21 protein-coding genes and 3 pseudogenes are annotated in these 24,016 nt (G+C 72.3%); 13 read left to right on the top strand and 11 right to left on the bottom strand.

Annotated features, from left to right (window positions below; translation table 11 throughout):
• The first annotated feature begins 32 nt into the window (after window positions 1–32).
• Window positions 33–1,361 carry an MFS transporter gene (locus ACFZDK_RS23775; RefSeq protein WP_390975336.1) on the top strand — a complete coding sequence of 443 codons (1,329 nt, stop codon included), beginning with the start codon at window positions 33–35 and terminating at the stop codon, window positions 1,359–1,361.
• Between the two features lie 303 nt (window positions 1,362–1,664).
• Here the strand turns inward: ACFZDK_RS23775 and ACFZDK_RS23770 are convergent.
• Window positions 1,665–2,432 (bottom strand): annotated as a pseudogene (locus tag ACFZDK_RS23770) (AraC family transcriptional regulator); the annotation flags it as partial.
• A 139-nt stretch (window positions 2,433–2,571) separates the two neighbouring features.
• Here ACFZDK_RS23770 and ACFZDK_RS23765 point away from each other — a divergent pair.
• On the top strand, window positions 2,572–3,450 hold the full coding sequence (locus ACFZDK_RS23765; RefSeq protein WP_390975333.1) for an NmrA family NAD(P)-binding protein: 879 nt from the start codon (window positions 2,572–2,574) through the stop codon (window positions 3,448–3,450).
• 111 nt (window positions 3,451–3,561) lie between these two features.
• Complete coding sequence (locus ACFZDK_RS23760; protein ID WP_390975331.1) at window positions 3,562–4,461, top strand: alcohol dehydrogenase catalytic domain-containing protein; 900 nt, start codon at window positions 3,562–3,564, stop codon at window positions 4,459–4,461.
• Between the two features lie 487 nt (window positions 4,462–4,948).
• Here the strand turns inward: ACFZDK_RS23760 and ACFZDK_RS23755 are convergent, their stop codons facing one another.
• Window positions 4,949–5,344: a 1-acyl-sn-glycerol-3-phosphate acyltransferase gene (locus tag ACFZDK_RS23755; RefSeq protein ID WP_390975896.1), complete on the bottom strand. Its 396-nt coding sequence runs from the start codon at window positions 5,342–5,344 to the stop codon at window positions 4,949–4,951.
• Between ACFZDK_RS23755 and ACFZDK_RS23750 the strand changes: the two are divergent.
• Together ACFZDK_RS23750 and ACFZDK_RS23745 are read left to right on the top strand one after the other, a co-directional pair.
• A pseudogene (locus ACFZDK_RS23750) lies at window positions 5,340–5,654 on the top strand (transposase); the annotation flags it as partial. The gene ACFZDK_RS23755 and the pseudogene ACFZDK_RS23750 overlap by 5 nt on opposite strands.
• 229 nt (window positions 5,655–5,883) lie before the next feature.
• Window positions 5,884–7,899, top strand: a complete 2,016-nt coding sequence (locus ACFZDK_RS23745; RefSeq protein WP_390975330.1) for a hypothetical protein — start codon at window positions 5,884–5,886, stop codon at window positions 7,897–7,899.
• A 70-nt stretch (window positions 7,900–7,969) separates the two neighbouring features.
• On the opposite strand, the gene ACFZDK_RS23740 is transcribed toward ACFZDK_RS23745, so the two are convergent.
• Window positions 7,970–8,569, bottom strand: coding sequence for a flavin reductase (locus tag ACFZDK_RS23740; protein ID WP_390975328.1), 600 nt, complete (start codon window positions 8,567–8,569; stop codon window positions 7,970–7,972).
• 79 nt (window positions 8,570–8,648) lie between these two features.
• On the opposite strand from ACFZDK_RS23740, the gene ACFZDK_RS23735 reads away from it, so the two are divergent.
• Complete coding sequence (locus tag ACFZDK_RS23735) at window positions 8,649–9,572, top strand: hypothetical protein (protein ID WP_390975326.1); 924 nt, start codon at window positions 8,649–8,651, stop codon at window positions 9,570–9,572.
• Between the two features lie 31 nt (window positions 9,573–9,603).
• Here ACFZDK_RS23735 and ACFZDK_RS23730 read toward each other — a convergent pair whose 3' ends face one another.
• The 5 genes from ACFZDK_RS23730 to ACFZDK_RS23710 all read right to left on the bottom strand — a co-directional run bounded on the left by ACFZDK_RS23730 (window position 9,604) and on the right by ACFZDK_RS23710 (window position 16,079).
• Entirely contained in the window at window positions 9,604–10,425 is an 822-nt protein-coding gene (locus tag ACFZDK_RS23730) for an enoyl-CoA hydratase-related protein (protein ID WP_390975323.1), read from the bottom strand.
• 31 nt (window positions 10,426–10,456) lie between these two features.
• Window positions 10,457–12,685 carry an acetate--CoA ligase family protein gene (locus ACFZDK_RS23725; RefSeq protein WP_390975321.1) on the bottom strand — a complete coding sequence of 743 codons (2,229 nt, stop codon included), beginning with the start codon at window positions 12,683–12,685 and terminating at the stop codon, window positions 10,457–10,459.
• A gap of 127 nt (window positions 12,686–12,812) precedes the next feature.
• The gene (locus ACFZDK_RS23720) at window positions 12,813–14,318 is read right to left on the bottom strand and encodes an FAD-dependent oxidoreductase (RefSeq protein ID WP_390975319.1); all 1,506 of its coding nucleotides are present in this window, start codon (window positions 14,316–14,318) and stop codon (window positions 12,813–12,815) included.
• 161 nt (window positions 14,319–14,479) lie between these two features.
• On the bottom strand, window positions 14,480–15,637 hold the full coding sequence (locus ACFZDK_RS23715; RefSeq protein ID WP_390975317.1) for an NAD(P)-binding domain-containing protein: 1,158 nt from the start codon (window positions 15,635–15,637) through the stop codon (window positions 14,480–14,482).
• Window positions 15,638–15,935: 298 nt separating this feature from the next.
• The gene (locus tag ACFZDK_RS23710) at window positions 15,936–16,079 is read right to left on the bottom strand and encodes a hypothetical protein (RefSeq protein WP_390975316.1); all 144 of its coding nucleotides are present in this window, start codon (window positions 16,077–16,079) and stop codon (window positions 15,936–15,938) included.
• Window positions 16,080–16,257: 178 nt separating this feature from the next.
• Here ACFZDK_RS23710 and ACFZDK_RS23705 point away from each other — a divergent pair.
• The 4 genes and pseudogenes from ACFZDK_RS23705 to ACFZDK_RS23690 form a co-directional block, all read left to right on the top strand.
• Window positions 16,258–16,572, top strand: a pseudogene (locus tag ACFZDK_RS23705) (zinc ribbon domain-containing protein); the annotation flags it as partial.
• Window positions 16,573–16,721: 149 nt separating this feature from the next.
• Complete coding sequence (locus ACFZDK_RS23700; RefSeq protein WP_390975314.1) at window positions 16,722–17,114, top strand: OB-fold domain-containing protein; 393 nt, start codon at window positions 16,722–16,724, stop codon at window positions 17,112–17,114.
• Between the two features lie 43 nt (window positions 17,115–17,157).
• On the top strand, window positions 17,158–17,766 hold the full coding sequence (locus ACFZDK_RS23695; RefSeq protein ID WP_390975313.1) for a GNAT family N-acetyltransferase: 609 nt from the start codon (window positions 17,158–17,160) through the stop codon (window positions 17,764–17,766).
• 40 nt (window positions 17,767–17,806) lie between these two features.
• Window positions 17,807–18,691: a GNAT family N-acetyltransferase gene (locus ACFZDK_RS23690; RefSeq protein ID WP_390975311.1), complete on the top strand. Its 885-nt coding sequence runs from the start codon at window positions 17,807–17,809 to the stop codon at window positions 18,689–18,691.
• A gap of 10 nt (window positions 18,692–18,701) precedes the next feature.
• Here the strand turns inward: ACFZDK_RS23690 and ACFZDK_RS23685 are convergent, their stop codons facing one another.
• On the bottom strand, window positions 18,702–19,373 hold the full coding sequence (locus tag ACFZDK_RS23685; protein WP_390975309.1) for a pyridoxal 5'-phosphate synthase: 672 nt from the start codon (window positions 19,371–19,373) through the stop codon (window positions 18,702–18,704).
• A gap of 143 nt (window positions 19,374–19,516) precedes the next feature.
• On the opposite strand from ACFZDK_RS23685, the gene ACFZDK_RS23680 reads away from it, so the two are divergent.
• A complete protein-coding gene (locus tag ACFZDK_RS23680) occupies window positions 19,517–19,981 on the top strand; it encodes a hypothetical protein (RefSeq protein WP_390975307.1) in 465 nt (154 codons plus the stop codon).
• A gap of 7 nt (window positions 19,982–19,988) precedes the next feature.
• On the opposite strand, the gene ACFZDK_RS23675 is transcribed toward ACFZDK_RS23680, so the two are convergent.
• Both ACFZDK_RS23675 and ACFZDK_RS23670 read right to left on the bottom strand, forming a co-directional pair.
• Window positions 19,989–20,975 carry an expansin EXLX1 family cellulose-binding protein gene (locus tag ACFZDK_RS23675; RefSeq protein ID WP_390975306.1) on the bottom strand — a complete coding sequence of 329 codons (987 nt, stop codon included), beginning with the start codon at window positions 20,973–20,975 and terminating at the stop codon, window positions 19,989–19,991.
• Window positions 20,976–21,098: 123 nt separating this feature from the next.
• The gene (locus ACFZDK_RS23670; protein WP_390975304.1) at window positions 21,099–22,268 is read right to left on the bottom strand and encodes an acetyl-CoA acetyltransferase; all 1,170 of its coding nucleotides are present in this window, start codon (window positions 22,266–22,268) and stop codon (window positions 21,099–21,101) included.
• 99 nt (window positions 22,269–22,367) lie between these two features.
• Between ACFZDK_RS23670 and ACFZDK_RS23665 the strand changes: the two genes are divergently transcribed.
• Entirely contained in the window at window positions 22,368–23,555 is a 1,188-nt protein-coding gene (locus ACFZDK_RS23665; RefSeq protein ID WP_390975303.1) for an acyl-CoA dehydrogenase family protein, read from the top strand.
• Window positions 23,552–24,016, top strand: a complete 465-nt coding sequence (locus ACFZDK_RS23660; RefSeq protein WP_390975301.1) for a nitroreductase/quinone reductase family protein — start codon at window positions 23,552–23,554, stop codon at window positions 24,014–24,016. Before ACFZDK_RS23665 ends, ACFZDK_RS23660 begins: the two co-directional genes overlap by 4 nt.

Below are 24,016 nucleotides of genomic sequence, written 5' to 3'. Positions count from 1 at the left end.
TGGAATGAACCGGCCGGCCGGATATTTGTGGCGTGACCCAGACAAGCGCAGCCGCAGCCACCCCCGCCGAGGACTCGGAGGGCCCGAAGCCGACCCGTTCCCCGCGTATCCACCGTGCCTGGTTCGTCGCCGCCGTCACCTTCGTCACGATCATCGGCGCGGCCGCCTTCCGTTCCCTGCCGGGCCTGCTCATCGACCCGCTGCACGGGGAGTTCGGCTGGTCGCGTGGCACGATCGGTGCCGCCGTCTCCGTCAACCTCGCGCTGTACGGGCTCACCGCGCCCTTCGCGGCCGCGCTGATGGACCGTTTCGGCATCCGGCGGGTGGTCGCCGTGGCCCTGACCGTGATCGCGGTCGGCTCGGGCCTGACCGTGTGGATGACGGCGGCCTGGCAGCTGCTGCTGTGCTGGGGCCTGCTGGTCGGCCTCGGCTCGGGCTCGATGGCGCTCGCCTTCGCCGCCACGGTCACCAACCGCTGGTTCACCGCCCGCCGCGGCCTGGTCAGCGGCATCCTCACCGCGGCCTCCGCCTCGGGTCAGCTGATCTTCCTCCCTCTCCTCTCCTGGATGGTCGAGACGTACGACTGGCGTCCGGCCGCCGTCACCGTCGCCCTCGCCGCCCTCGCGGTCGTCCCCTTCGTCTGGCTGCTGCTGCGCGACCACCCGGCCGACGTGGGCCTGAAGCCGTACGGCGCGGTCGACTTCGTACCGAAGCCGGCACCGGTCACCGGGGCCGCCCGCCGGACGCTCGCGGTCCTGTCCTCCGCCGTCCGCACCGGGCCCTTCTGGCTGCTCGCCGGTACCTTCGCGATCTGCGGGGCCTCCACCAACGGCCTGATCCAGACCCACTTCGTGCCCGCCGCCCACGACCACGGCCTGCCGATCACGGCGGCGGCCTCGCTGCTCGCGGTCATCGGTGTCTTCGACGTCGTCGGCACGATCGCCTCCGGCTGGTTCACCGACCGCTTCGAAGCGCGCCGCCTGCTCGCCGTCTACTACGCCCTGCGCGGCATTTCCCTGCTGTTCCTCCCGATGCTCCTCGGCCCCTCGATCCACCCCCCGATGATCTTCTTCATCGTCTTCTACGGCCTCGACTGGGTCGCCACCGTCCCGCCCACCCTGGCCCTGTGCCGGGAGCACTACGGCGAGGACAGCGCCATCGTCTTCGGCTGGGTCCTCGCTTCCCACCAGGTCGGCGCGGCCCTCGTCGCCTTCCTCGGCGGTGTCGCCCGCGATGTCTTCGGCACCTACGACATGGTCTGGTACGCCTCCGGCACCCTGTGCGCGGCGGCGGCGCTGATGGCGCTGCTGATCCGGCGACGCCCCGCCGCAGGCACCCCCGTGCTCCCCGCGACGGCCTGACGGCTCCGGCGCTCGGGCACTCCGCCCCCGTCACCTTTTTCGTAGCTCCTGTTCAAGGAGCTGTGGTCGCCAGGCCCGGCATGACTAACGCCCCCAGTCGAAGGCATGATCCGGGGGGTGGTCCTACGTTGTTGATGGGTCGGATGGGCTGTCGTACGGTCCGGAGGATCCAGTGGCCCCGGGTATGGCTTGGGGGTGGTTGCCTTCAATGGTTCCTGTGACACCTGGCCGCCCGGGGCCGCACGACGACTCGACCACTGATGAGGAGCTGCGGGCCCATGGGTATCGCTGAGTAGGACTGCCGGAGGACCGAGCCGACGAGCGATAGCGGCCGGGTGTCTGACCGACCAGCTCGGTGAAGGCGTCGATGAAGCTGCTGGGGTTCGACCAGCCCAGCCGGATCGCCGTGGCGGTGACCGAGGCACCGTCGCTGAGCTCGATCAGCGCCCGTTGGATGCGCAGCAGGGTGCGCCACTGGTGGAAGCTCATCGACAGCTCGCTGCCGAACAGTCGGCTCAGGGTGCGTTCGCTGGCGCCGGCGCGGTGGCCCAGCTCGGCCAGGGTCGCCGGGCTTGCTGGGTCCACGTGGAGCAGGTCGGTGACCGCCTTGAGACGCCGGTCGCTCGGCTCCGGGAGGCGCAGCGGCTCCTGTGCGGCGCGGGCGAGCTCGGCGAGTACGACGTCGATCAGCAGCCGCGCACGGGGGCTCTCCAGCGGCTCGCCCTCGCTCATCAGCGCCAGATAGGCCTCGCGCAGCAACGCGCTCGCCACGAAGACCGACGGCTCGGCCGGCAGCTGTCCGGTCAGCGTCACGGGCAGCGACAGCACCCGGATGTCCGTCTCGCCGTACGCCTTGCTGCTGTGCACCGAGAAGGGCGGCACCCACATGATCCGACTGGCCGGCGCCACCCAGGTGCCCACCTGGGTCGCTGTGACCAGGGCCCCACGCGCGGCGTAGCGGAGCTGGCCGTAGTCGTGGAAGTGCGCGGCCACCTCGGCGCCATGGGCCAGCGGCACCGACAACGGCGCATCGTCGGTGCAGAAGCTCGGCTCGCCGCTGGAGTCGGACACGCCATCGAGGCTACCCGCCACTGGCGGGTTATCGGAAGAACCTGGCGTGATACCGGTGGTGCGCCTGGCGCCGCGGACCGCACCGTAGAGACATGTCACAAAAGATCAAGGTCGAGGCCGCTGGTGAAGGGTGGCAGCGATGAGCACACAGACGACCGGCACGATCGCAGTCTTCGGCGCGACGGGGCGACAGGGCGGGCTCGTGGTCGACGCGCTGCTGGATCACAAGGCCCCGGTGCGGGCCCTGGTCCGCAACCCGCAGTCCGACCGGGCTCAGGCGCTGGCCGCCCGCGGCGTCGAGCTGGCGGCCATCCGGACCGACGACCCGGCGTCGTTGGCCGCCGCGCTGACGGCGGTCGAGGGGTTCTACTTCATGACCCCGGAGGCGAACAGCCTCGAAGAGGTCGAGACGGAGATCCGCATCGGCACCGCGCTCGTCGACGCGGCGGTCGCGGCACGCGTCCCGCACGTCGTGTTCAACTCGGTCATCGGCGCGGACCGGGAGTGGGGTGTGCCGCACCACGACTCGAAGCACTCGATCGAGGAGCACCTGAGGAAGTCCGGCCTCAGGGCCACGATGGTTCGCCCGGCCCCCTTCATGGAGGAGATGGCACCGAGCCTGGAGCACGGAGAGATCGTGCTGAGGCTGCCGCTGCCGGAGGACGTCGCCCTGAAGATGATCTCGCTCAGGGACGTCGGCCGGGTCGCCGCCGCGCTCCTGCTCGACACCGCGGAGGCACCCGGCGGAGCCGTCGAGCTCGTCGGCGACGAGCTCACGGGCCCTCAGATCGCCGCGGCGTTCGGCGCGCGCGCCGGGCTCCCGGCACGTTACGAGGCCCTCCCGTTGAGCGTGCTTCCCAGCGACCTCGACAGGGCGATGTTCCGCCAGTTCGCGAAGGCGGCGGAACACCCGTCGGATCTTGCGGTTGTGCGGGCGATCGAGCCGGCCACCCTGGACCTGGCCGAGTGGATCCGATCCACCGGCTGGACCGCGCCCACGAACGTGGCTGGTTCCTGAGCCTCCGGCCGCGATGAACGCCTCGCGATCGTGCCCACGGTCTCGGCGCTCTGGGCACGGCAACGCATCCGCCGACATTCGAAGTCACAACTCGAGGAACGCAGAGAACCCATGCGAGCGATCACCTTCTCCGCCTACGGCGGGCCGGAAGTCCTGCAGCTGTCCGAGGTCCCGGTGCCGGAACCCGGCCCGGGGCAGGTGCGGCTGGCCGTCCGGGCCGCCGGGATCAACCCTCTCGACTGGAAGATCCGCAACGGCTCCAAGCGGCAGAACTTCCAGGTTTCCTTCCCACACACCCCCGGTTTCGAAGTGGCCGGCGTCGTCGACGCCGCAGGCGAGGGCGCGGAGTTCGCTGTCGGCGACGAGGTGTTCGGCTGGCCCGAGACCGGCGGCTACGCCGAGTACGCGCTGGCGAAGGCGCTCGCGCCCAAGCCCGCAGGCATTTCGTGGGCAGACGCGGCGGCGCTGCCGGTCGCCGGCGAGACCGCGCTTCGCGTCCTCGGACTGCTCGAGGTCCGCGAAGGCGAGACGCTGCTGGTCCACGGCGCCAGCGGCACGGTCGGGCGCTTCGCCGCGCAGGTGGCCGTCGCGCAGGGCGCTACCGTCATCGGCACCGCCGGCAGCCGGAACCTCGACGACCTGAAGTCGCTGGGGGTCGTGCCCGTCCTCTACGGCGACGGCTGGGAGGAGCGGGTTCGCGAGGCCACGCCGGGACCGGTGGACGCCGTGTTCGACGCCGCCGGGCACGGGGTGCTGCCCGGGTCGGTCAAGCTGCGGGGCACGAAGGACCGGATCGTCACCATCGCCGATGAGGCCGCCTACGAGCTGGGGATCCCGTACTCGGGTCCCGAGCAGTCGCGGGAGGTGCTGACCGCGATCGTCGGCTGGGTCACCGACCGCGGGGTCCGGATCGCGCAAGGCAAGAGCTACCCACTCGAGGACGCGGCCGCCGCGCAGATCGAGAGCGAGGACGGTCACCCCGGCGGGAAGCTCACGCTCGCCATCAGCTGAACGAGAGCGCGGCTTCGTGCCCGGCGCAAACCGGGCGCGCGCGACAGACCGATCAGTCCAGCGCGCCGAGTCAGCGGGACGTGTCCGGCCTGACGGTCCGAGCCAGCCGGGTTGGACCGAGCTCAGACGGGCGAACCGACCGGACGGGCCGGCCGATCGGGTTGGACCGAGTTCGGACGGGGTCGGGTAAGCCGAGCCGACCGGACGGGCCGAGCCAGGCCGAGCCGGCCAAGCGAGCCGCAGCCGCCGTCGAAGTCCACGCGGAAGATCGGCGAACGGGCCGGTCATCGGATCACGATGACAGGCCCGCGCGCAAAACCGCGAAAGCCTCCTAACCCGGGCCTGTCGCCGGATCGCGGCGACAGGCCCGGATCACTTCGCAGGAGGCGAAGCCAGTGGGACCCGCTGGGTGCTCCGGCGCCGCTGGGCCGGGATCTGCACCGTCCCCAGCGCCGAATGCACCGCAGCCTCGGCGAGCGCCGCCAGCTCACGACGGCTCTCCGCGCGGCCCGCGGCGATCTCCGGGGCAGATGTGGATCTCGAGCACCAGCCCGCGCAGGGCCGCGACCCGGTGCAGGGACGCGATCAGCGACTCCGGGCCGATGAACGCGGGACGGTTCGTCTCGCGGCCGTCGGCCAGGCGGTACCTCGGCGCGATCGGGCGGACCGGGACGCCGCCGTCGATGGCCGCCTGGAACGTCGCCGTCGTGAAACGACCGGATGCCAGGCCGCACCACGTCGTGCCTTCCGGGATCATGCTCACCAGCGAGCCCGTCCGGAGCGCGTTCGCGAGCGACGCCATCGTGGCGCCGTTGGCGCGATGGGCTCCGGCAGGACTGCCGACGCGCCTGCGGGACCAGGTCGCCCGGTTCCGCCGCGCCAGCTCCGGACATCTCGCGGCCTACGCCGGCATCGCCCCGGTCACCCGCAGCTCCGGCTCCAGCATCAAAGGCGAGCACCCCGCCCGCACCGGCAACCGCAAGCTCAAACGCGCGTTCTTCCTCGCCGAGTTCGCCGCCCTGTCGGACCCGACCAGCAGGACCTACTACGACCGCAAACGCGCCGAAGGCAAGAAGCACAACGCCGCGCTGATCTGCCTGGCCCGCCGACGCTGCGACGTCCTCTACGCGATGCTGCGCAACGGCACCCACTACCGGCATCCCGAGCCAGCTCCCGCCGCAGCTGCGGCTTGACAACCACATATGGACCCCCCCGGGCGGCCCGGCGTCCTCACCGTCGTTCACGCCGAACGTGTCCACCAGGCCGTACGGAAGGTGAATTTTTCATGTGAGTCAGGTGTACAACTCTTTCCTTGCTTTCCGGGTCGAACCGGCGGACACACCAGTTCGCCTGTCCGGGTGGACGGTCTCGTAGGGGGAAGCCGTGCCCATGATGATCCGTCGGTTGTGTGGAGTTCTACGTGTGCACAGGGTGATCGACCTGCTCCTTGTGCTCCTGCTCGGCGTCGGTTTCGCCGCGCTGCCGGTTTTCGCCCTGCTGCCGTCCCTGTGGGGTTTCGTGGCGGCCACGGCCGTGACGTATGCGGTGGACGAGGTACTGCATGTGCGCGCCGCGAGTTTCGTGCGCCGGCTGGCGGCGCTGCATCTCGATCGCACCATGCGGTTCGCGGTTCGTACGGTGATGCTGCTCGCGCTGGCGAGCCGGATGGACGCGCCGGACGTGGTGCTGGTCACCGCCCTCGCCGTCTTCAGCGGTCACTTCGCGATGATGATGCTGTACACGGCGGTGCACCACGCCATCCGCCGGCGCCGGGTGCTGCCGCTGGTGGTGCGCAACCTCGACCTGAGCGAGCTGCGGATACCGCAGCAGCCGCCCGCCCTCCTGTACAGACGCCACTTGCGCAAGCTCCTCCACCTGGACCTGCCGGCCCACGCCGGGCTCCTCGCCGCGCTCATCGCCGGTACCTGGGAGTCGGCCTACGCGGGTTTCGCGCTCACCGTCGGTGTGACCGCGGCGGCCGTCCTCGCGCTGCTGGGCCAGTACCGCAGGGCGCGCCGGGTGCCCGCACGGGACGACGTGTTCGCCGAGGTCAACCGCCAACTGGAGGGATACCGACCGCAGGTGGCGCTCTATTTCAGCTTCGCGGCCGTCTCTCGTGACTTCATGTACCAGGTCAACATGTGGATCGAGACGCTCGAGCAGCTCGACCTGCGTCCGGTGATCATCCTTCGGGAGCGTGCCTCGTTCCGCTACCTGAGCCGTACCTGGATCCCGGTGGTCTGCGTACCGAAGGCCGACGACCTGGCCGAGCTCGAACTGTCCGGCGTCCGGGTCGTGCTGTATCCCGGCAACGCGGGCAAGAACGTTCACATGCTCCGCGTGGCCGAGGCCAAGCACGTCTTCATCGGGCACGGCGACAGCGACAAGCTCGCCAGCAGCAACCGGGTCAGCAAGGTGTATGACGAGATCTGGGTGGCCGGCCGCGCGGGCCGGGACCGCTACCAGCGGGTGCGGCACGCGATCAGCGACAGCGCGATCGTGGAGGTGGGCCGCCCGCAGCTGTCCCCGATCCGCCTGCACGCCGAACACGTCCCCGGCCCCTTGCCCGTCGTCCTCTACGCGCCCACCTGGGAGGGCTGGAGCGACGACGACTGCCACACCTCTCTGATCCCGATGGGCGTGCCCCTCATCGAGAAGCTCCTGGCGGAGAACGTACGGATCGTCTACAAGCCGCACCCGCTCACCGGCAAGCGCTCGGCCGAGGCGGCGGCCGCAGACAAGGTGATCCGCGAGCTGCTGCGCGCCGACAACGAGCGGCGCGACCCCGCGGCGGCGGAGGCCGCGAACGCCGCCGCACGGCCCCGGCTGCGGGAGATCCAGGCCCGCCTCGACGAACTGGCCGGCCGGCACGGCGGCGACGACGCCGAGCAGATGCGCGAGGCCCGGGTCCCCGACCGTGCCGCGGCGGCCGAGTGGCAGGAACTGCGCGCGGAGTGGCACCGGATCTTCTGGGAGAGCCAGGGAGCCGTCCGCCACAACGTGATCCTCAAGCAACTGCCGAACCTCTACGAGTGCTTCAACCAGGCGGACATCCTCATCAGCGACGTCTCCTCGGTGGTCGCCGACTTCGTGGCCAGCCTCAAGCCATACGTCCTCACCAACGCGCGCGACCTGCCCGACCACGAGTTCCGGGCCGCCTACACCACAGCGGGCGGCGCCTACCTCCTGGACCGCCAGTGCGCCCGCCTCCCGGAGATCCTCGACTCGGTCCGCGCTCCGCACACCGACCCGATGGTCCCCGACCGCCGCACCCTGAAGGAGTACGTCCTGGGCCCCGACCGTCCCACCTCCATGGAGTGCTTCAACTCCGCGACCAACGCCCTGGCCGCGAAGGGAGAGGCGGAACAGGCCGAAGCCGCGACGGAGGCGCAGCAGGCAGTCTCCGCGACGGCACTGCAGCAGACCGGCCTCGGGTGACGTGAGCGCGACGGTACCCGGACGCCTCTCCACCACGCGCCTTTACGGGCGAACGTCGCCTGCCGCGGAACTAGAGGAACCGCCCCTTGTGGAACAGCAGCGGCGCGACGTCGTCAGCGGCGCTCGCGCCGAGCGCGTCCACCCGGCCCACCACGATCAGATGGTCCCCGCCGGTGTGCACCGCCTGGATCGTGCAGTCGACCCAGGCGGCGACGCCCGCGAGACGCGGCGAACCGGATACGGGCGCCGCGTCGTACACGACACCGGCGAACTTGTCCGCCCCGCTCACCGCGAACCCGCGGCACAACTGGCCCTGGTGCGCCCCCAGTACGTTCACACAGAACACGCCCGCGCGGGCGATGCGCGGCCAGGTGGCCGACGTACGGCCGACCATGAAGCAGATCAGGGGCGGGTCGAGGGAGAGGGAGGAGAAGGACTGGCAGGCGAAACCGGCGGGGGAGGATTCGCCTTCGGCGGCCGATGCCGTGACAACGGTCACCCCGGTCGCGAAGTTCCCGAGGACGCGCCGGAACTCCGTCTGGTCGAGCGGGGCCCGCTCGCCGGCGCGTACACACCGCAACTCCGGGCGTGGCAGCGCCTCCACGGGGCCCGGCCCGGGAGTCGACCTGAGATAACGGACGGCGGCGGCCGCCGCCCCTGCGTGTCCCATCACCTCTTCATTGAAGCTGACGCATCGTCAGATGGGAAGGGTGGTGAGGGGGCGTGATACGTGCACCTACGCTGCGCTCATGGGGCGGGGAAACATACGTGAACGACTGTGCGGTGGCGAGGTGTCCTGGTCGCGCGACGATCTGGGCGCGGCCGCGGCCCTCGGCGCGGCCCAGCTGCCCGCGGCGGCGGTGCTGTGGTGGGCCGGGAGCGCCACCGGCGACGACTACGGCGCCGGGTCCGGCGGTGCCCTGGGCGCCGCGTGCTTCCTGGTCTTCGGGTGGCTGCTGCTGCCGGTGCTGGGCGTGGTGCAGGCGTTTGTCCTGACCCGGCCCGCGGTGGTGCTCGCCCGGCTCGCATCCCGGCGCCCGGGCGGCCCGTCCTGGGCGTGGCACCTGGCGGCCCCGGCGGCACCCGCCGTCCTCTGGGGCGGACTGGCCGCGCTGCTGTGGTCCTGGCCGCTCACCACGATGGTCCCGGTCCTGGCCGCACTGGGCCTGCTGCCCACCCTCGGCGTCGGGTACGTCCGCAGGCGCTCCTGGCGGCCGGCGGCCGTCTGGCGGTGGGCGGTGCCCGGTTCGGTCGCCCTGTTCCTCCTGGCCCTCGGCGGCGGCGCGGTGGCCACCGAGGCCGGCCTGATCCGGCAGTACGAGCCGCCGAAGCTGACCGCCGCCCAGCTGACCGGGGTCTGGCGGGGCGACGACGGAGCCGAGCTGCGGCTGCGCGCCGACGGCAGCGCCGAGGCCGTGGGGCTGCCCGCCCAGCCTCCCGTCGGCGACGGCGAGTTCCGTGACTACGTCGTGTGCGAGGGGTCCGGTACCTGGCGGCCCGACGCCGACAGCTCCGGCACCGGCCGTGACGGCGTACTGCTCAGCCTCGACGCCGACTGCGGCGAGAACACCCACTGGTCCATCGGCGGCAGTGAGAAGTCCCCCCAGCTGTTCGTACTCTTCGGCGACCCGGACGCGGGCACCCTCCGCATCCTCGAACGGACCGACGGCTGACCGGCCCACCGCACGGCCGGCCCGTGCGGTCTCACCGGCCCCGGAAGTCCGGGCTTCTGCGCTCCACGAAAGCCCGCAGACCCTCCTGGGCGTCCCGCGTCGTCATGTTGATCTCCTGGGCCGCCGCCTCGGCCGCGAACGCGGTGCCGCGGTCGGCCTCCAGGGAGGCGTTGACCAGCTGTTTGGTGAGGGCGAGGGCCCGGGTCGGGCCGGCGGCCAGCCGGGTGGCCCAGTCGCGGGCCGTCTTGGCCAGCTCCTCGTCCGGTACGACGCGGTTGACCAGGCCCAGGCGTTCCGCGTCCGGCGCCGACAGGGCGTCGCCGAAGAACATCAGCTCCTTGGTGCGGTGCGGGCCGATCAGGCGCGGGAGGAGGTAGGCGCCGCCGCCGTCGGGGACCAGGGCGCGGCGGACGAACACCTCGATGAAGCGGGCCGATTCGGCGGCCAGGACCAGGTCGCAGGCGAGCGCGAGATGGGCGCCGAGGCCGGCGGCGGTGCCGTTGACCGCCGCGATCACCGGTTTCTCGCAGTCGAGGACGGCGGAGACCAGGCGCTGGGCGCCGAGGCGGAGGGTGCGGGCCACGTCGCCGGGGAGGCGTTCGGCCGCTCCGGCGCCGCCGCGGAGGTCGGCGCCGGCACAGAAACCGCGGCCCGTGCCGGTGATGACCACGGCTCCCGTCTCCGGGTCGGCGGAGGCCTCGGCGAGCAGTTGGATGATGCGTTCTCGCTGGTCAGGGGTGATGGCGTTGAGGGATTCGGGGCGGTTGAGGGTGAGCTGGGCGACCCGGTTGTCAGTGGCGTGCAGTACCAATGACTCAACGGATTTTTCCGACTCTCGGGGGGAATCGGGCATGTTCATCTCAGCGGTCGTCTTCTCGGCCATCTCAGCGACACACCGCCAACGCGTCCAGCGCCACCGCGCCCTGCCCCTGGTCCAGCACCATCAGCGGGTTGATGTCGAGCTCGGCGAGCTGGCCGCCGAGTTCCAGGGCCATGCGCTGGACGCGGAGGATCACCTCGACGAGGGCATCGAGATCGGCCGGCGGCCGCCCCCGGACCCCGTCCAGCAGGGCCCGCCCGCGCAGCTCGGCGAGCATGTCCCGGGCCTGCTCCTCGCCGAACGGCGGCACCCGCACCGCCGCGTCGTGCAGCACCTCCACCAGCACCCCGCCCAGACCCACGGTCACGGTCGGCCCGAACAGGTCGTCGTGCGTGACCCCGACGACCATCTCCACGCCCCGCTCGACCATCTGGCAGACCAGCACCCCGTCGAGGGTCACCCCCTCGTAGCGGGCGATGTCGGTCAGCTCCCGGTACGCGTCCCGGACCTGGCTGGCGGAGGTCAGGCCGATCTTCACCAGGCCCAGCTCGGTCTTGTGGGCGATCTGCCCGCCGGACGCCTTCATCACCACCGGGTAGCCGACCAGCCCCGCCGCGCGCACCGCCGCCGCCGCGCTGGTCACCAACTGCTCGCGCGGCACCCGTATGCCGTACGCGCGCAGCAGCTGCTTCGCCGCGTGCTCGCTCAGCTGCTGCCCCGGCCGCATCAGCGCGAGCGCCTTGCGGTAGGAGGGCGAGGGGGTGCGCGGGGCCTCGTCGAAGGGGGAGCGGTAGGTGCTCACGAAGCGGTGGTGGTCGAGGTAGGCGCGGACGGCGGTGAGGCAGTTGCCGACCGTGCGGAAGGTGGCCACCCGGGAGGAGCCGAGGAGGACCTCGCGGTAGGCGGCTTCGGTGCCGACCGGCGAGCCCCACACCACGCACACCAGCTTGTCGCTGGCCTCGGCCGCGTCGACCAGGTCCTGGACGAGCCGGTCGCTCAGCGGCGGGAAGGGGCCGGTGATCGGGCAGATCAGCACCCCGACCTCCGGGTCGGCGAGGATCGAGTCGATGATCTTCCGGCCGCGCCAGTCGCCCACCGGGTGCCCGCCGTTGTCCACCGGGTTGGCCACGCTCAGGTACTCCGGTATCCACTGGTGCAGCTCGGCCTGGCGCGCCTCGGACAGCACCGGCAGCCGCAGCCCCAGGCCCGACGCCAGGTCGGCGGCGTGCGCGCCCGTGCCGCCCGAGATCGAATAGACCACGACCCCGTCGGCGCGCGGTGCCCGGGCCCGGGCCAGCAGGGCGGCGGTGTCCTGGAGTTCGTCGAGGCCGTCGACGCGGATCACCCCGTACTGCCGTAGCGCCGCGTCGACCACGTCGTCCGCGCCGGTCAGCTTGCCGGTGTGGGAGGCGGCGGTGCGGGCGCCGGCCTCGGTGCGGCCGACCTTCACGGCGATCACCGGCACCTGGCGGCGGGCCGCGCGGTCGGCGGCCAGCAGGAAGGCGCGGCCGTCCTTCAGTCCCTCGACGTAGCAGGCGATGGCGCCGACCTCGGGGCGTTCGGCGAAGTAGGAGATGAAGTCGGCGGTCTCCAGGTCGGCCTCGTTGCCGGTCGGGGCCCAGTGCGAGAGGCGGATGCCGAGTTCCTGCGCGGCGAAGACCGGCCGGCCCTGGTGTCCGGACTGGGTGATCAGGGCGATCGCCGGGCCGTCCAGGTCGTCCCGGAACCGCTCGAAGGCGTTGAGGTTGGTGTTCGGGCCGAGCAGGCGGAGACCGGAGCGGCGGACGGCGGCCGCGAGCCGGGTCTGGGCGGCCGCGCCCTCCTCGCCGGTCTCCGCGAACCCGGAGGCGAAGGCGACGGCGAACTTCACCTTGGCCTCGGCCAGTTCCTCGATCACCGGAAGGGGGTCGGCGACCAGGAGTACGGCGAGATCGACCTGCTCGGGCAGGTCGGCGACGGAAGGAGCGCAGGGGATGCCGAAGACCGACGGCCGGGTCGGATGCACCGGGTGCACCCGGGCCCCGACCCGCCCGGCCCAGTCGAGAATCTGCCGGGTGATGCCGGTGTTGGGCCGCCCGTCGGTATCCGAGGCGCCGACCACGGCGACGGACTCGGGCCGGAAGAACCTGTCCAGATCCGGTACGTCCGCGTACAGCGGCCGTCCGCTGACGTCCAGCTCGTCCGAATCGGCCGCCCGTCCGTGGACGGCGGGCCCGGGACGCTGCTCACCGCAGGCGATGGTCCTGGCCCGGCGGGAGTCGGTGGTGAGGGTGCCGTGGGTTGATCCAAGCATCGTTCCGCCCGCTCCTGTGTGACAGCAACATTAACTGACGCAGTGTCAGATTACTGAACTGACACTGCGTCAGGAACGGCCGTGCACGCAAAGTTGAGGCCGAAAACAGCCGGAGGTGCCCGCGCTGTCACCCGAGCGCCGCCAGCACCTCCTTCGCCACCCGTTCGCCCGAGCGCACCGCTCCGTCCATGAAGCCCGTCCAGAACGTCGAGGTCTCCGTGCCGGCCCAGTGGATGCCGCCCGCCGGCTCGCGCAGCGCGGCACCGTACTCGGTCAGCACACCGGGCGGCGCGTAGGCCACCGGGCCGCCCCGTGAGAAGCCTTCATTGTCCCAGCGTTGCAGCACGAAGGAGGTGGGGGATTTGGCCTTGTCCCCGAAGTAGTTGACGTAGTCGGCCAGGACGGCGGCCTTGACGTCGTCGGTGCTCGCCGCGTCGTAGGCCCGCATCTCGTCGGCCTCGATGAAGCCCATCAGCGCACCGTAGGAGGCGTCCGGCGGGGAGTTGTCGAAGGTGGAGCGGACCACGCCGGAGTCGCTGACGGCCTGCCCGTTGAGGCCGTCGGCCCGCCAGAAGGGGCTGTCGTAGACGGCGATGGCCTTGCCGATCGAACCCATCGGCATCCGCTGGGTGAGCTGGTCGCGGGCGGCCGGCAGCAGCGGGTCGTAGGTGATCCGGGCGGCCAGCGGGGGCGGTACGGCGACGACGACCCGGGTTGCGTTGACCGTGACGCCGTCCGCGGTGACGACGTAGGAACCGCCGGACTTGGTGATGGAGCGGACGGGCGCGCTCAGCACCACCCGGTCGCCGAGGGTCGCCGCGAGCTTGATCGGGACCTGCTGGGAGCCGCCGACGAAGCGGGACTCCTGGGCGCCGCCGGCCGTGTCGGTGAGGCGTTCCAGGGTGCCGGCGGTGGAGGCGTTGCCGGCGGCGGCGATGTAGTAGAGGACATAGAGAAGGGAGAGTTCGCGGGGCTGGGCCGAGAAGATCGACGTACAGGCCAGGTCCAGGAGGAACTTGGCGGAGGGCACGATCGCGTGGGCGTTCAGCCAGCTCTCGAAGGTCTGCTTGTCCCACTCGGCGGCCTTGGCGGCGGTCCAGGGCGCGTCCACCGGCACCTTCGTGGCCATGCTGTCCAGCTCGGACTGCACGATCGCCGCGTTGGCGAGCCCGGCCGCGTCCACCGGCGGGACCGAGCCGAGCAGGCCGCTGGTGTCGTACGGGGTGCGGGTGCCGTCCTTGTAGAGGAGGTTGTCGCCCGTGTTGTAGGTGGTGAAGGTCGCCACGCCCAGGGAGTCGGCCAGCGCCTTGATGCGGTCCTGGGTGGGGCCGATGAACTCGCCGCCGCCCTCGGTGAATCCGCCGTTGGCCAGCTTCAGGTTCACCACCCGGCCGCCGACCCGGTCCCGGGCCTCCAGGACGGCGACCGTCTTGCCGCCCGCCACCAGGTCGCGGGCCGCGGTGAGCCCGGCGAGGCCGCCGCCGACGATCGCGACGTCGACGGTCCGGGAGCTCGCCGCGGACGCGGTGCCCGCGGAGACCGCGGTGAGGCCCACGGCCCCGGCGGCGGCACCGCCGAGCAGGGTGCGGCGGGACAGGGGCTTGGCGGGTCGGAGCTGTCTTTCACGTGCCACGTGCGTCCTCCGTCATGAGCGAGAGGGGTGGAGCCGGAAAGTTGAGCAGGGCTCACATTCTGGTCTCGCACACGGGCGAAGTGCTACCGCAGGTAACAAAGAACTCTCGTCGCATCGGTCACATGCGTAACAGAGGCCGTACGTAAGGAGGCTGAGGTTTTCTACGCTATCCGCTGCCGCTTGGCGACCGCCTTGGCGATCTTCTCCGCGTCGATCGCCATCTCGCGGAACATGCCGCTGATGGGGTTGGTGTAGCCGGTGAAGTAGAGGCCGGGGGCGTTCTTCGGGGTGCGGGGGCCGTGGGCGGTGGGGCGGCCGCGCTCGTCGAGGACGTCGAGGTGGCCGACGAGGCCCTCCAGCCCGCGGGCGTACCCGGTCGCGGCGATCACCGCGTCGGGGGAGAGGAGGGTGCCGTCGGCGAGGACGACCTTGCCGTCCTCGAACCCGTCGACGGCGGCCACGATCTCGACCCTGCCCTGGCGCACCGCGTCGATCAGGCCGACGTCCAGGATCGGGATGGCCCCCTGCTTGACCCGGCTGTAGAGCCCGCTGTCGGGGCGGGGCAGGCCCTGGGCGGCCAGGTCGGGCACGCTGACCTTGGCCATGGTCCGGGCGAGCCGGTCGACCAGACGGGTCGGGAGCCGTCGTACCAGGATGGAGTTGTACTGGGCGGCCCAGCCGGCGGTGGAGCGGCGCACGATGTGCGGGACCGTGCGGACGGCCAGCCGGACCCGGGCCGCGCCGCCCTCCACCAGGTCGACGGCGATCTCGGCGCCGGTGTTGCCGGGGCCGACGACCAGGACGTCCCGGCCGGCGAAGGGCCCGGCGTCCCGGTACCGGCCGGCGTGCAGGAACTCACCGCCGAAGCCGTCCCGGCCGGGCCAGTCGGGGATGCGGGGCGTGTGGTTGAAGCCGGTGGCGACCACCACCGCCGAGCCGGTCAGCTCCCGGCCGCCGGTGGCGTGCAGCAGCCAGCCCTCGCCGTCGGGCGAGCGCTCCACGCGGGAGACCTCGACACCGGTGACGATCTCCAGTTCGTGGTGCTCGGCGTACTTCTCCAGGTAGCGCACCACGTTGTCGCGGGAGACCCAGCGGCCGAAGCGGCGCGGCATGGGCAGGCCGGGGAGCGCGGAGAGCCGGCGGGTGGTGTGGAGGTGGAGCCGGTCGTAGTGCCGGCGCCAGGACGCGCCGACCTCGTCCGACTTCTCCAGGACTACGGCGCGGATGCCCCGGGCCCGCAGCGCATACGCGGCGGCGAGCCCTCCCGGGCCTGCGCCGATGACGTAGACGGGGGAAACGGTGGGGGGAAACACGGCCATGAGCGCGAGCGTAATCACGCTTCACGTTGATGGGTCTCGGTCAAGACCGGAATTGGTTGCGGATTGATCACACCGGTAGGAGAAGTGGGTGGGACCTGTGACGTAGCCCACCTCATCCGGAGCACATCCGGCGGAAAAAGAAAGACCCGTGACGTCGGGCCCCGGTGCGCTGGGGCCCGACGTCACGGGTGGGCGGTGTCCTTAGACAGACGGGAAAGAACACCGCGTTCGGTGAGGCTATCGCGGCTGTTAGAGCTCTTTCTCGATTGTGAGAGCTTCTTACTTCCGCGGCGGCCTGTTAATTCCGCTTGCCCTTCTTGTCCTTGCTGAAGTCGGTGACCTTGGCGGTCGGGGTGATGGAGTCGAGGAGGGTGTCCGGATCGAACGTGGGGGTCCTATGAGGCGGCCGCAGCGTTCGCGCCGGGGAGGGATCGCACCGCATTGATGCGGAGTCTCGCCTATCCGGCCCCCGGGTGCGGAGCGCCATCGTGTTCGACCGAAGGCGAAAAGGAACGTGTGTTCCCATGTTCGCTGGTAGGGGTGGGCGTGGCGGGAGTTGGGTGTGGGTGTGCGAATCTCGCTCGTATGGTCGCGTGGTGGCAGGGGCGGGCGATGGCGGGACCACGATGGCCCGCAAAGCCGCTGACGCCGCCATCGGCGCCACCAAGACGGCCCTGATCGAGATGGGCCGCAAGCACGGGCGGGACATCCGCCTGGTCCACCCCGCGTACACCACGATGGACTGCGCGCACTGCGGAGCGAGAGCCAAGCACGCACTGCCGCTGGGTGAGCGTACGTACACCTGCACCGCATGCGGAATTGCGTCCCCACGGGACAAGAACTCCGCACGCGTGATGCTCGTCCGGGCTGGTCTCAACCCGGCTGGTGCCGATGGCGCAAGACCTCCTGGAGCGCCGCTCCAGGAGGTGGCCTGAGCCAGGAATCCCCTCCCTCAGGGAAGGGGAGGATTCAATGACCTGTGCTTCACCTACTTCTCGGCTCGTGGCTCCTTGTCCACGGGCCCCGCAGTTTGTGTCCGATCCGGCTCTCGGTTTTCCAAGTCACCTGACGTACCGTCAGATCCATGGATGCCCCCCGCTTCGACCTCCCCGAACCGGACGCCTTCACCCTCCCCTACTGGGAGGCGGCGGCCGAGGGCCGGCTGCTGCTGCGCCGCTGCCGTGCCTGCGGCCGGGCGCACCACTACCCCCGGGAGTTCTGCCCGCACTGCTGGAGCGAGGACGTCGACTGGGAGCCCGCGACCGGCCGGGCGACCCTCTACACCTGGTCCGTCGTGCACCGCAACGACCTCCCGCCGTTCGGCGACCGGGTCCCCTACGTGGCCGCCGTGGTCGACCTGGCGGAGGGCCCGCGCATGATGACCGAGCTGGTGGACGTCCCCGAGCCGCGCGCCGGGCTTCGGCTGGAGGTCGTCTTCCGGGAGGGCGTGCCGGTGTTCCGTCCCGAGGTGCGCTGAAACAGGCTGGGCCGTCACCCCGCACAGGAGTTTCAATGGCCTCATGGCCCAGACCGACGAACAGCCCGCCAGCCACCGCCCCGACGCCGTCCCCCACGGGAACGGCCTGCGGCTGGACCGCTGGGACCCGGACCAGGAGTCCCACGTCCAGGCCTGGTGGCACGGCCGCGCGGACCCGGACTTCCTCCGCTGGAACACCCCGCTCACCCCGGACATCGACCTCGCCGGCGCCCGGGCCGCCATGGTCAGGCAACTGGCACAGGCGACCGACGGCACCTGCGCGCCGTTCCGGATCGCGGACGCGCAGAGCGATACGACCCTCGGGCACATCGGCATCAACGTGATCGACCGGGTGTTCCGGTCGGCGCGGGTCGGCTATTGGGTGCTGCCCGAGGCGCGCGGCCGCCGGGTCGCCACCCGCGCCCTCGCCCTGGCCGCCGACTGGGCCTTCACCGAACTGGGCCTGTACCGCCTGGAGCTGGGCCACGCTCTCGGCCACGAGGCCTCCTGCCGCATAGCGCAGACGTGCGGCTTCCTCTACGAGGGAACGCTGCGCGGCGCGATGTTCGAGGCGGGCCGCCAGAACGCGTTCCGCGACGTCCACCTGCACGCCCGTCTCGCGACGGACCCCGGGACCGCCGCCGGGGCCTAATTCGGGTGCCGGGCAAGGCGGTCGGACGGGACCATCGACCATGGACCCCGAAACACGCTCGGCCGACTGGCACTTCACCTCCGATGTCGACGAATTCCTCGCCCACACCCAGGACTTCCTCCACTCCCGCCCCGACCTGCACACCGTCCAGCTGACGGTGACGGAGCGGCTCCGGCGGAGCGGCCCGCAGGCCTACGGCGACCGGCCGCCGCTCCTCGGACACCTGGTCCGGGAGGACGGCGGCGTCAGCGCCACGCTGCTGCACACCCCGCCGTACGCCGTGCGCACCACCCGGCTCACCGCCGACGAGGCCGAGACCCTGGTCGCCGTTCTCCTCGACCTCGGCCACCCTGTCACCGGCTTCGCCTCCGAGCGGGCCACGGCGGAGGCGTTCGCGGCGGCGTGGCAGCGGCGGACCGGGGCGTCCGCACCGCTCCGTGAACGGCACCGGCTGTACCGGCTCGCCGAGTTGACGGACCCGTCGCCGATGCCCGAGGGCCGGGCCCGGGTCGCGGGCGAGGCCGACCGGGAGCTGCTGGTCCGCTGGTACGGCGGGTTCGTCGAGGACGCGGGCACGCACGGCGGCCGGGGCGGCGCGGACTGGGCCGACTTCCGGCTCTCGTACGGCGGCGTCACCCTCTGGGAGACCCCCGACGGCACCCCCGTCTCCATGGCCGGTGTCACCCCGACGGTCGCAGGACAGGCCCGGATCGCACCCGTCTACACCCCGCGGGAGCTGCGCGGCCGTGGTTACGCGGGGGCGGTGACGGCGCAGGTCAGCCGGGCGGCGCTGGCCTCGGGGGTCGGCGAGCTCCTGCTCTTCACGGACCTCGCCAACCCCACGAGCAACGCTCTGTATCAGCGCATCGGCTACCGGCGGGTGGCCGACTGGGCGGAGTACGCGTTCGGGGAGCGGGCGGGGTGAGCGCCGCCGCTCACGGCCACAGCAGCTGCCGCTGCCAGGTCCCGTCCGCCTGCCCGGTGTACCGCAGGCGTACGTGCCGCCGTTCCGGGTCGCCCTGGAAGAACTCCGCCTCCTCCGGGCGCAGCCGGTAGAGCGTCCAGGTCGGGGAGAGGGCGGCCGGGTCGGTGCGGGCGCGTTCCCAGGCCGCGTCGGACGCCTCGCGCAGCTCCTCCAGCGAGGACAGGGGTCCGCTCTGCAGGCCGGTGAGCGCGGCGGCCAGGGCGCCCGTCGAGCGGGCGTGCAGATCCGCCTGGCTCTCCTCGGAGGGGGCGGCGGTGACCGGGCCGCGGAGCCGGATCTGGCGGCCGAGCACCGGCCAGTAGAAGGCGAGGGCCGCGTACGGGCGGGCGTTCAGCTGGTGCCCCTTGCGGCTGGTCACGTGCGATCCGAAGGACCAGCCGTCCGCGTCCGCGCCGTGCAGCATCACGATCCGTACGTCCGCCCGGCCCTCCTCGTCCGTCGTCGCCAGCGACACGGTGTGCGGCTCGGGCTGTCCGGCCGCCACCGCCTCCGCGAACCAGGTGGTGAAGAGCGGGAGCGGGGCGTCGGGCGCCGACGCCGGGTCGAACGGCCGTAGCTCCGTGGTCTCGGGGGACCAGACGCGGAGCGACTTCAGGAGCGTGTGGAGATCCGTGGCTGCCATGTGCCGAGTATCACTCGGGCACCTCCGGCAGCCGTGTCATCAGGGGGTCGTACGGCGGCCGGACGTTCCCCGCCGGACCCGGTCGCAAACCCGACCGGGCAAACCGCTGCGCACACCTGTGCCCCGGCATCACACTGTCCGGCATGAAGGGACCCAGGACCGTGAAAGTGGCCGTACGCCATAGGGCGGGCGATACCGGGCGGCCCAGGACGCGGTCCGCCGCCTGGGCCACCCGTGACGTCCGGCTGGTCCGGCCGGCCGTGGGCCGTGACCGGGTCGAACTGGAGTGCCCCGTCTGCGTGGTCGCGGTCCTCGCCGAGGTCCGTGACCACGGCCGCACTCGGCGGGTCCGCGCGGCCTGGCGGGCCGTCTCCCTGCTCTCCCTCGCCGCCTTCGCCGCCGCGCTCGCCTACGCCGTCCACGAGAGCGGCCGGGCCCTCCCGGCGGGGCAGTCGCCGCCGCTCTTCCCGGTGAGCGTGGCCGTGGCCTGTGTGACCCTGGTCGTCACCCCCGCCGCGTGGCTGATCGGCCGCGGCCACCTCGGCGTCACCCTCCTCGACGCCCCTGGACCCCGCCGCGGCCACCGGATCGTGCCGGTACGCGGCTGACGGCCGCTCAGTGCCGGGCGAACTGCACCCCGGTCCGCTGGACCACGTCCGCGCGCACCGCGAGGGCGGGTACGACGAGCTGCTCCCCGTAGATGTCGGTGAGCCGGAGCTCGGCGCCGCAGCCGGTGCCCTGTTCGGAGAGGAAGTAGTTGTACGCGGTACGGGTCAGCGCCAGCCAGCCGCCGCCGGTGCGGACCTCCAGGCGGGCCAGCGGGTTGCGGTGGCCGATCGCCTGGATGCCGCACCAGTACTGGGTGGAGCCGGTCTTGTAGCGGATCGAGATGGTGTCGGAGGTGGCGGGGCTGAGCAGGCTCCAGGTGATCGGGATCCGGCCCGCCGACAGGGGCGCGAGCTTCGCGAACGCCTGCTGACTGAGGTCGAGTTGGCCGACCGCGCAGGGCGCCGGGCACTCGTTGGTGATCCGTACCGTGACGGACTTGCCGCTCGCCGCGCGGACGGACACGTACGCCCCGCAGGCCTTCGCCGTCTCGTAGTCCGCGGTGTTCATGGCCGCGGTCATCACGTCGTCGGTCGGGCCGAACAAGCAGGCGCCGTCGCCGTTGCCGACGTCGTAGGAGGTGGCGACCCCGTCGTACGTCGTCCCGGGGCGGATCCGGCCGGCCGCCGGGGCCGTGGTGGTGGACGGGGTGCGGGCCGTGCCGCTCGTCGCTCGCCGGGTGGCGGTGGTGGACGGGGTCGCGGACGCGGGCGGTGTGGTGTGCTTGCCCGCCGTCGGGGTCGATGCCGTCGCCGAGGGCTTCGGCGAGGTCGGGGACGCCGAATCCGACACCGTCGCGCTCGTCACCGCCCCGGCGTCGGACACCGCCCGGTCCTGCCCGCCGCCGGACGCGTCGCCCGGCCGGAAGGCCACGATCAGCGTGACGACCAGGGCGACGGCGGCGACGGCGGCCACCGCGAGCAGCGGGCCGCGGACCGGTCGCCACTGGAAGTCCTGTTCCGGGCGCGGGCGTCGGCGATGTGAGGAGGAGGCCACGGAGGAATCCTTACGCGATGTCGGCGGTGCACGTCCTTCGAACTTCGAAGCTACCGGTGGGCAGTTGCCGCCGAAGCCTGAAAGGTTGCCGCCGTTCCGCGAAAGGTTGCCGTCGCCCTCTGCTCAGTCCCGTCCCAGCACCACCGTGCCGGACGAGCAGAACCAGCCGCCCGTGCCCGAGGCCACTCCCAGCTCCGGCAGCCCCCCGCCGGGCCGCCGCACCTGCCGGTCACCGGCCTCGCCGCGCAGCTGCCGTACCGCCTCCACCAGCAGGAACAGCCCCCGCATCCCCGGGTGCTGGGCCGAAAGACCGCCCCCGTCCGTGTTCACGGGAAGCTCCCCTCCGGCCACGCGCAGCCGCCCCTTCTCCACGAACGCCCCGCCCTCGCCCTTGGCACAGAAGCCCAGGTCCTCCAGGGTCACCAGCGTCATGTAGGTGAACGCGTCGTAGATCTCGGCGAAGTCGATGTCGCAGGGGGCGACCCCGGCCCGCCGGAAGGCCAGTTCGCCGCTGACCTTCGCCGGGGAGACCGTGAAGTCCGGCCACTCCGACATCGTCGCGTGGGAGACGCACTCACCGCTGCCGAGCACCCACACCGGCGCTGTACGGCAGTCCCGCGCGTACTCCTCGGCGGCCAGCAGCACCGCCGCGCCGCCGTCCGAGCGGATGCAGCAGTGCAGCTTGGTGAAGGGGTCGGCGATCATCGGCCCGGACAGTACCTCGTCGACCGTGACCGGGGTGCGGAACATCGCCTCCGGGTTCAGTGCCGCGTTCGCCCGCGCCTGGACCGCCACCTCGGCCAACTGCTCGACGGTCGTACCGTGTTCGATCATGTGGCGGCGGGCCGCCATCGCGTACTTGGCGATGAGGGTGTGGCCGTAGGGGACCTCGAACTGCAGGGGGCCGCGGGCGCCGAAGGACAGGTTCCCGGTCCGGCGGCCCGCCCTGATGTCGGCGCGGGCCGTCGAGCCGTACACCAGCAGGACCGCGCTCGCCCGGCCCGCCGCGATCGCGTCCGCCGCGTGCGCCGCCATGACCTCCCAGGTCGAGCCGCCGACGGAGGTGGAGTCCACCCAGGTGGGGCGCAGGCCCAGGTACTCGGCGACCTCCACCGGGGCCAGGGTGCCGAGGCCCGCCGACGCGAAGCCGTCGACCACCTCCCGGCCGAGGCCCGCGTCGGCCAGCGCGCGGCGGGCCGCCTGGGCGTGCAGGGCGTAGGGGGTGGCGTCGTCCACACGACCGCAGTCCGAGAGGGCGACACCGACGACGGCGACCTTGCGGGGTCCAGTCATGAATCTGACGGTACATCAGATCTGCCGGACTCCGCCTCTGTGCATCTGCATCCGGCAGGCCTAGCATGACGGGCCGTCAGATCGTCAGGAGGTCCGGTCATGGACGCCCGCTTCACCGACGAGCAGGACGAGATCCGGCGCGCCCTGCGTGAACTGCTCCACAAGCGATGCGGTACGGAGGACGTGCGGGCCGCCGTCGACCGGGCGGAAGGCCACGACCCCGGCCTCTGGACCGCCCTCGGCGAACAGCTCGGACTGCCGGGGCTCGCGCTCCCCGAGAGGTACGGCGGCGCCGGCTGCTCCGTCACCGAGGTCGCGCTGGCCGCGGAGGAGCTGGGGCGCGCCCTCGCCCCCTCCCCGTTCCTGGCCACCGCGGTCCTCGCCGCTCCGCTGCTGCTCGCCCTCGGCACCGACGCCCAGCGCGCCGGACTGCTGCCGGGGATCGCCGACGGCAGCCGCACCGCCGCCCTCGCCGTCCCCGGCGCCCGGCTCGGCGCGGCCCTCGCCCTCACCGACGCGCAGAGCGGCGACTGGGCCGGCGGCGGACGGGCCGGCGGGGTCCAGGCCGGGCACGGGGACGACGGATGGCGGCTGTACGGGGAGGTCGACCAGGTCCTCGACGGGCACAGCGCCGGACTGCTGCTCGTCCCGGCCCACGCGGGTGGGTACGCCCGCTCGCGCGTCCTTCTCTTCCTGGTGGCGGGCGACGCGGCGGGGGTCGTACGGACCCGGCGGACCGCCCTCGACGCCACGCGCGGCCAGGCCCGGGTGCAACTACGGGATGTGCGGGCGGAATTGCTCGGGACGGACGAGGACACCGACATCCGCCCCGCCCTCGCCGCCCTCGGCGACTCCGTCGCCGCCGTCCTCGCGGGCGAGGCCGTGGGAGCCGCCGGCCGGGCGCTGGAGCGGACCGTGGAGTACGTGAAGCAGCGCGAGCAGTTCGGGCGGGCGATCGGGTCCTTCCAGGCCGTCAAGCACCGGCTGGCCGATGTGTATGTGGCGGTGCGGGCGGCCAGGTCGGCCGCCTATTACGCGGCCTGGGCGACCGCGCACGGGGAGCGGGTGGGCGGGCTGGCCCTGGCGCAGGCGCTGGAGGCCCTGCGGGTCGCCGCCGGGGAGGGGATCCAGCTGCACGGCGGGATCGGGTTCACCTGGGAGCACGAGGCGCATCTGTACTTCAAGCGCGCGGCCGGGGACGAGCTGCTCTTCGGGCCCGTGCACCGGCTGCGCGGCCACGCGGCCGCCTCGGCGGGGCTGTTCGAGCGAGGGGCGGTGGCGGTGTGATCGGCGAACGGCTGGTGCAGAAGGTGGCGGGCACCCGCGGGTTCCTGAAGGTCGCCCCGCATGTGATCCCGGCCCTGGACCGGGCCGTCCACCGGCTCAGCCGGGGCAGGGTGCTGCTCAGCGCCCAGATGCTGCCGGGCGTGATCCTCACGTCCACCGGGGCGCGCAGCGGGCAGTCCCGCCGTACGCCGCTCGCGTGCATGCCCGACGGCGACGGCTGGTTCCTCGTGGGGTCCAACTACGGCCGGGCCGACCACCCGGCCTGGACCTACAACCTCCTTGGGCACCCCGACGCCGAGATCAGCTGGAAGGGGCGGGACGTCCCGGTCACCGCCCGGTTGCTGGCGGGGGAGGAGCGGGCGGCCGCCTGGCGGGAGCTGCTGGCGTTCTGGCCGCCGTACGCCACGTACCAGGAGCGGGTGGAGCGGGAGCTGCGGGTCTTCCGGCTCGACCCGCGGTGA

The organism is Streptomyces sp. NPDC007901 (assembly GCF_042959465.1).
Taxonomy (GTDB): Bacteria; Actinomycetota; Actinomycetes; order Streptomycetales; family Streptomycetaceae; genus Streptomyces.
The sequence above is the reverse complement of the archived record's forward strand: the minus strand, read 5'-3'. Positions and strand labels throughout refer to the sequence as shown.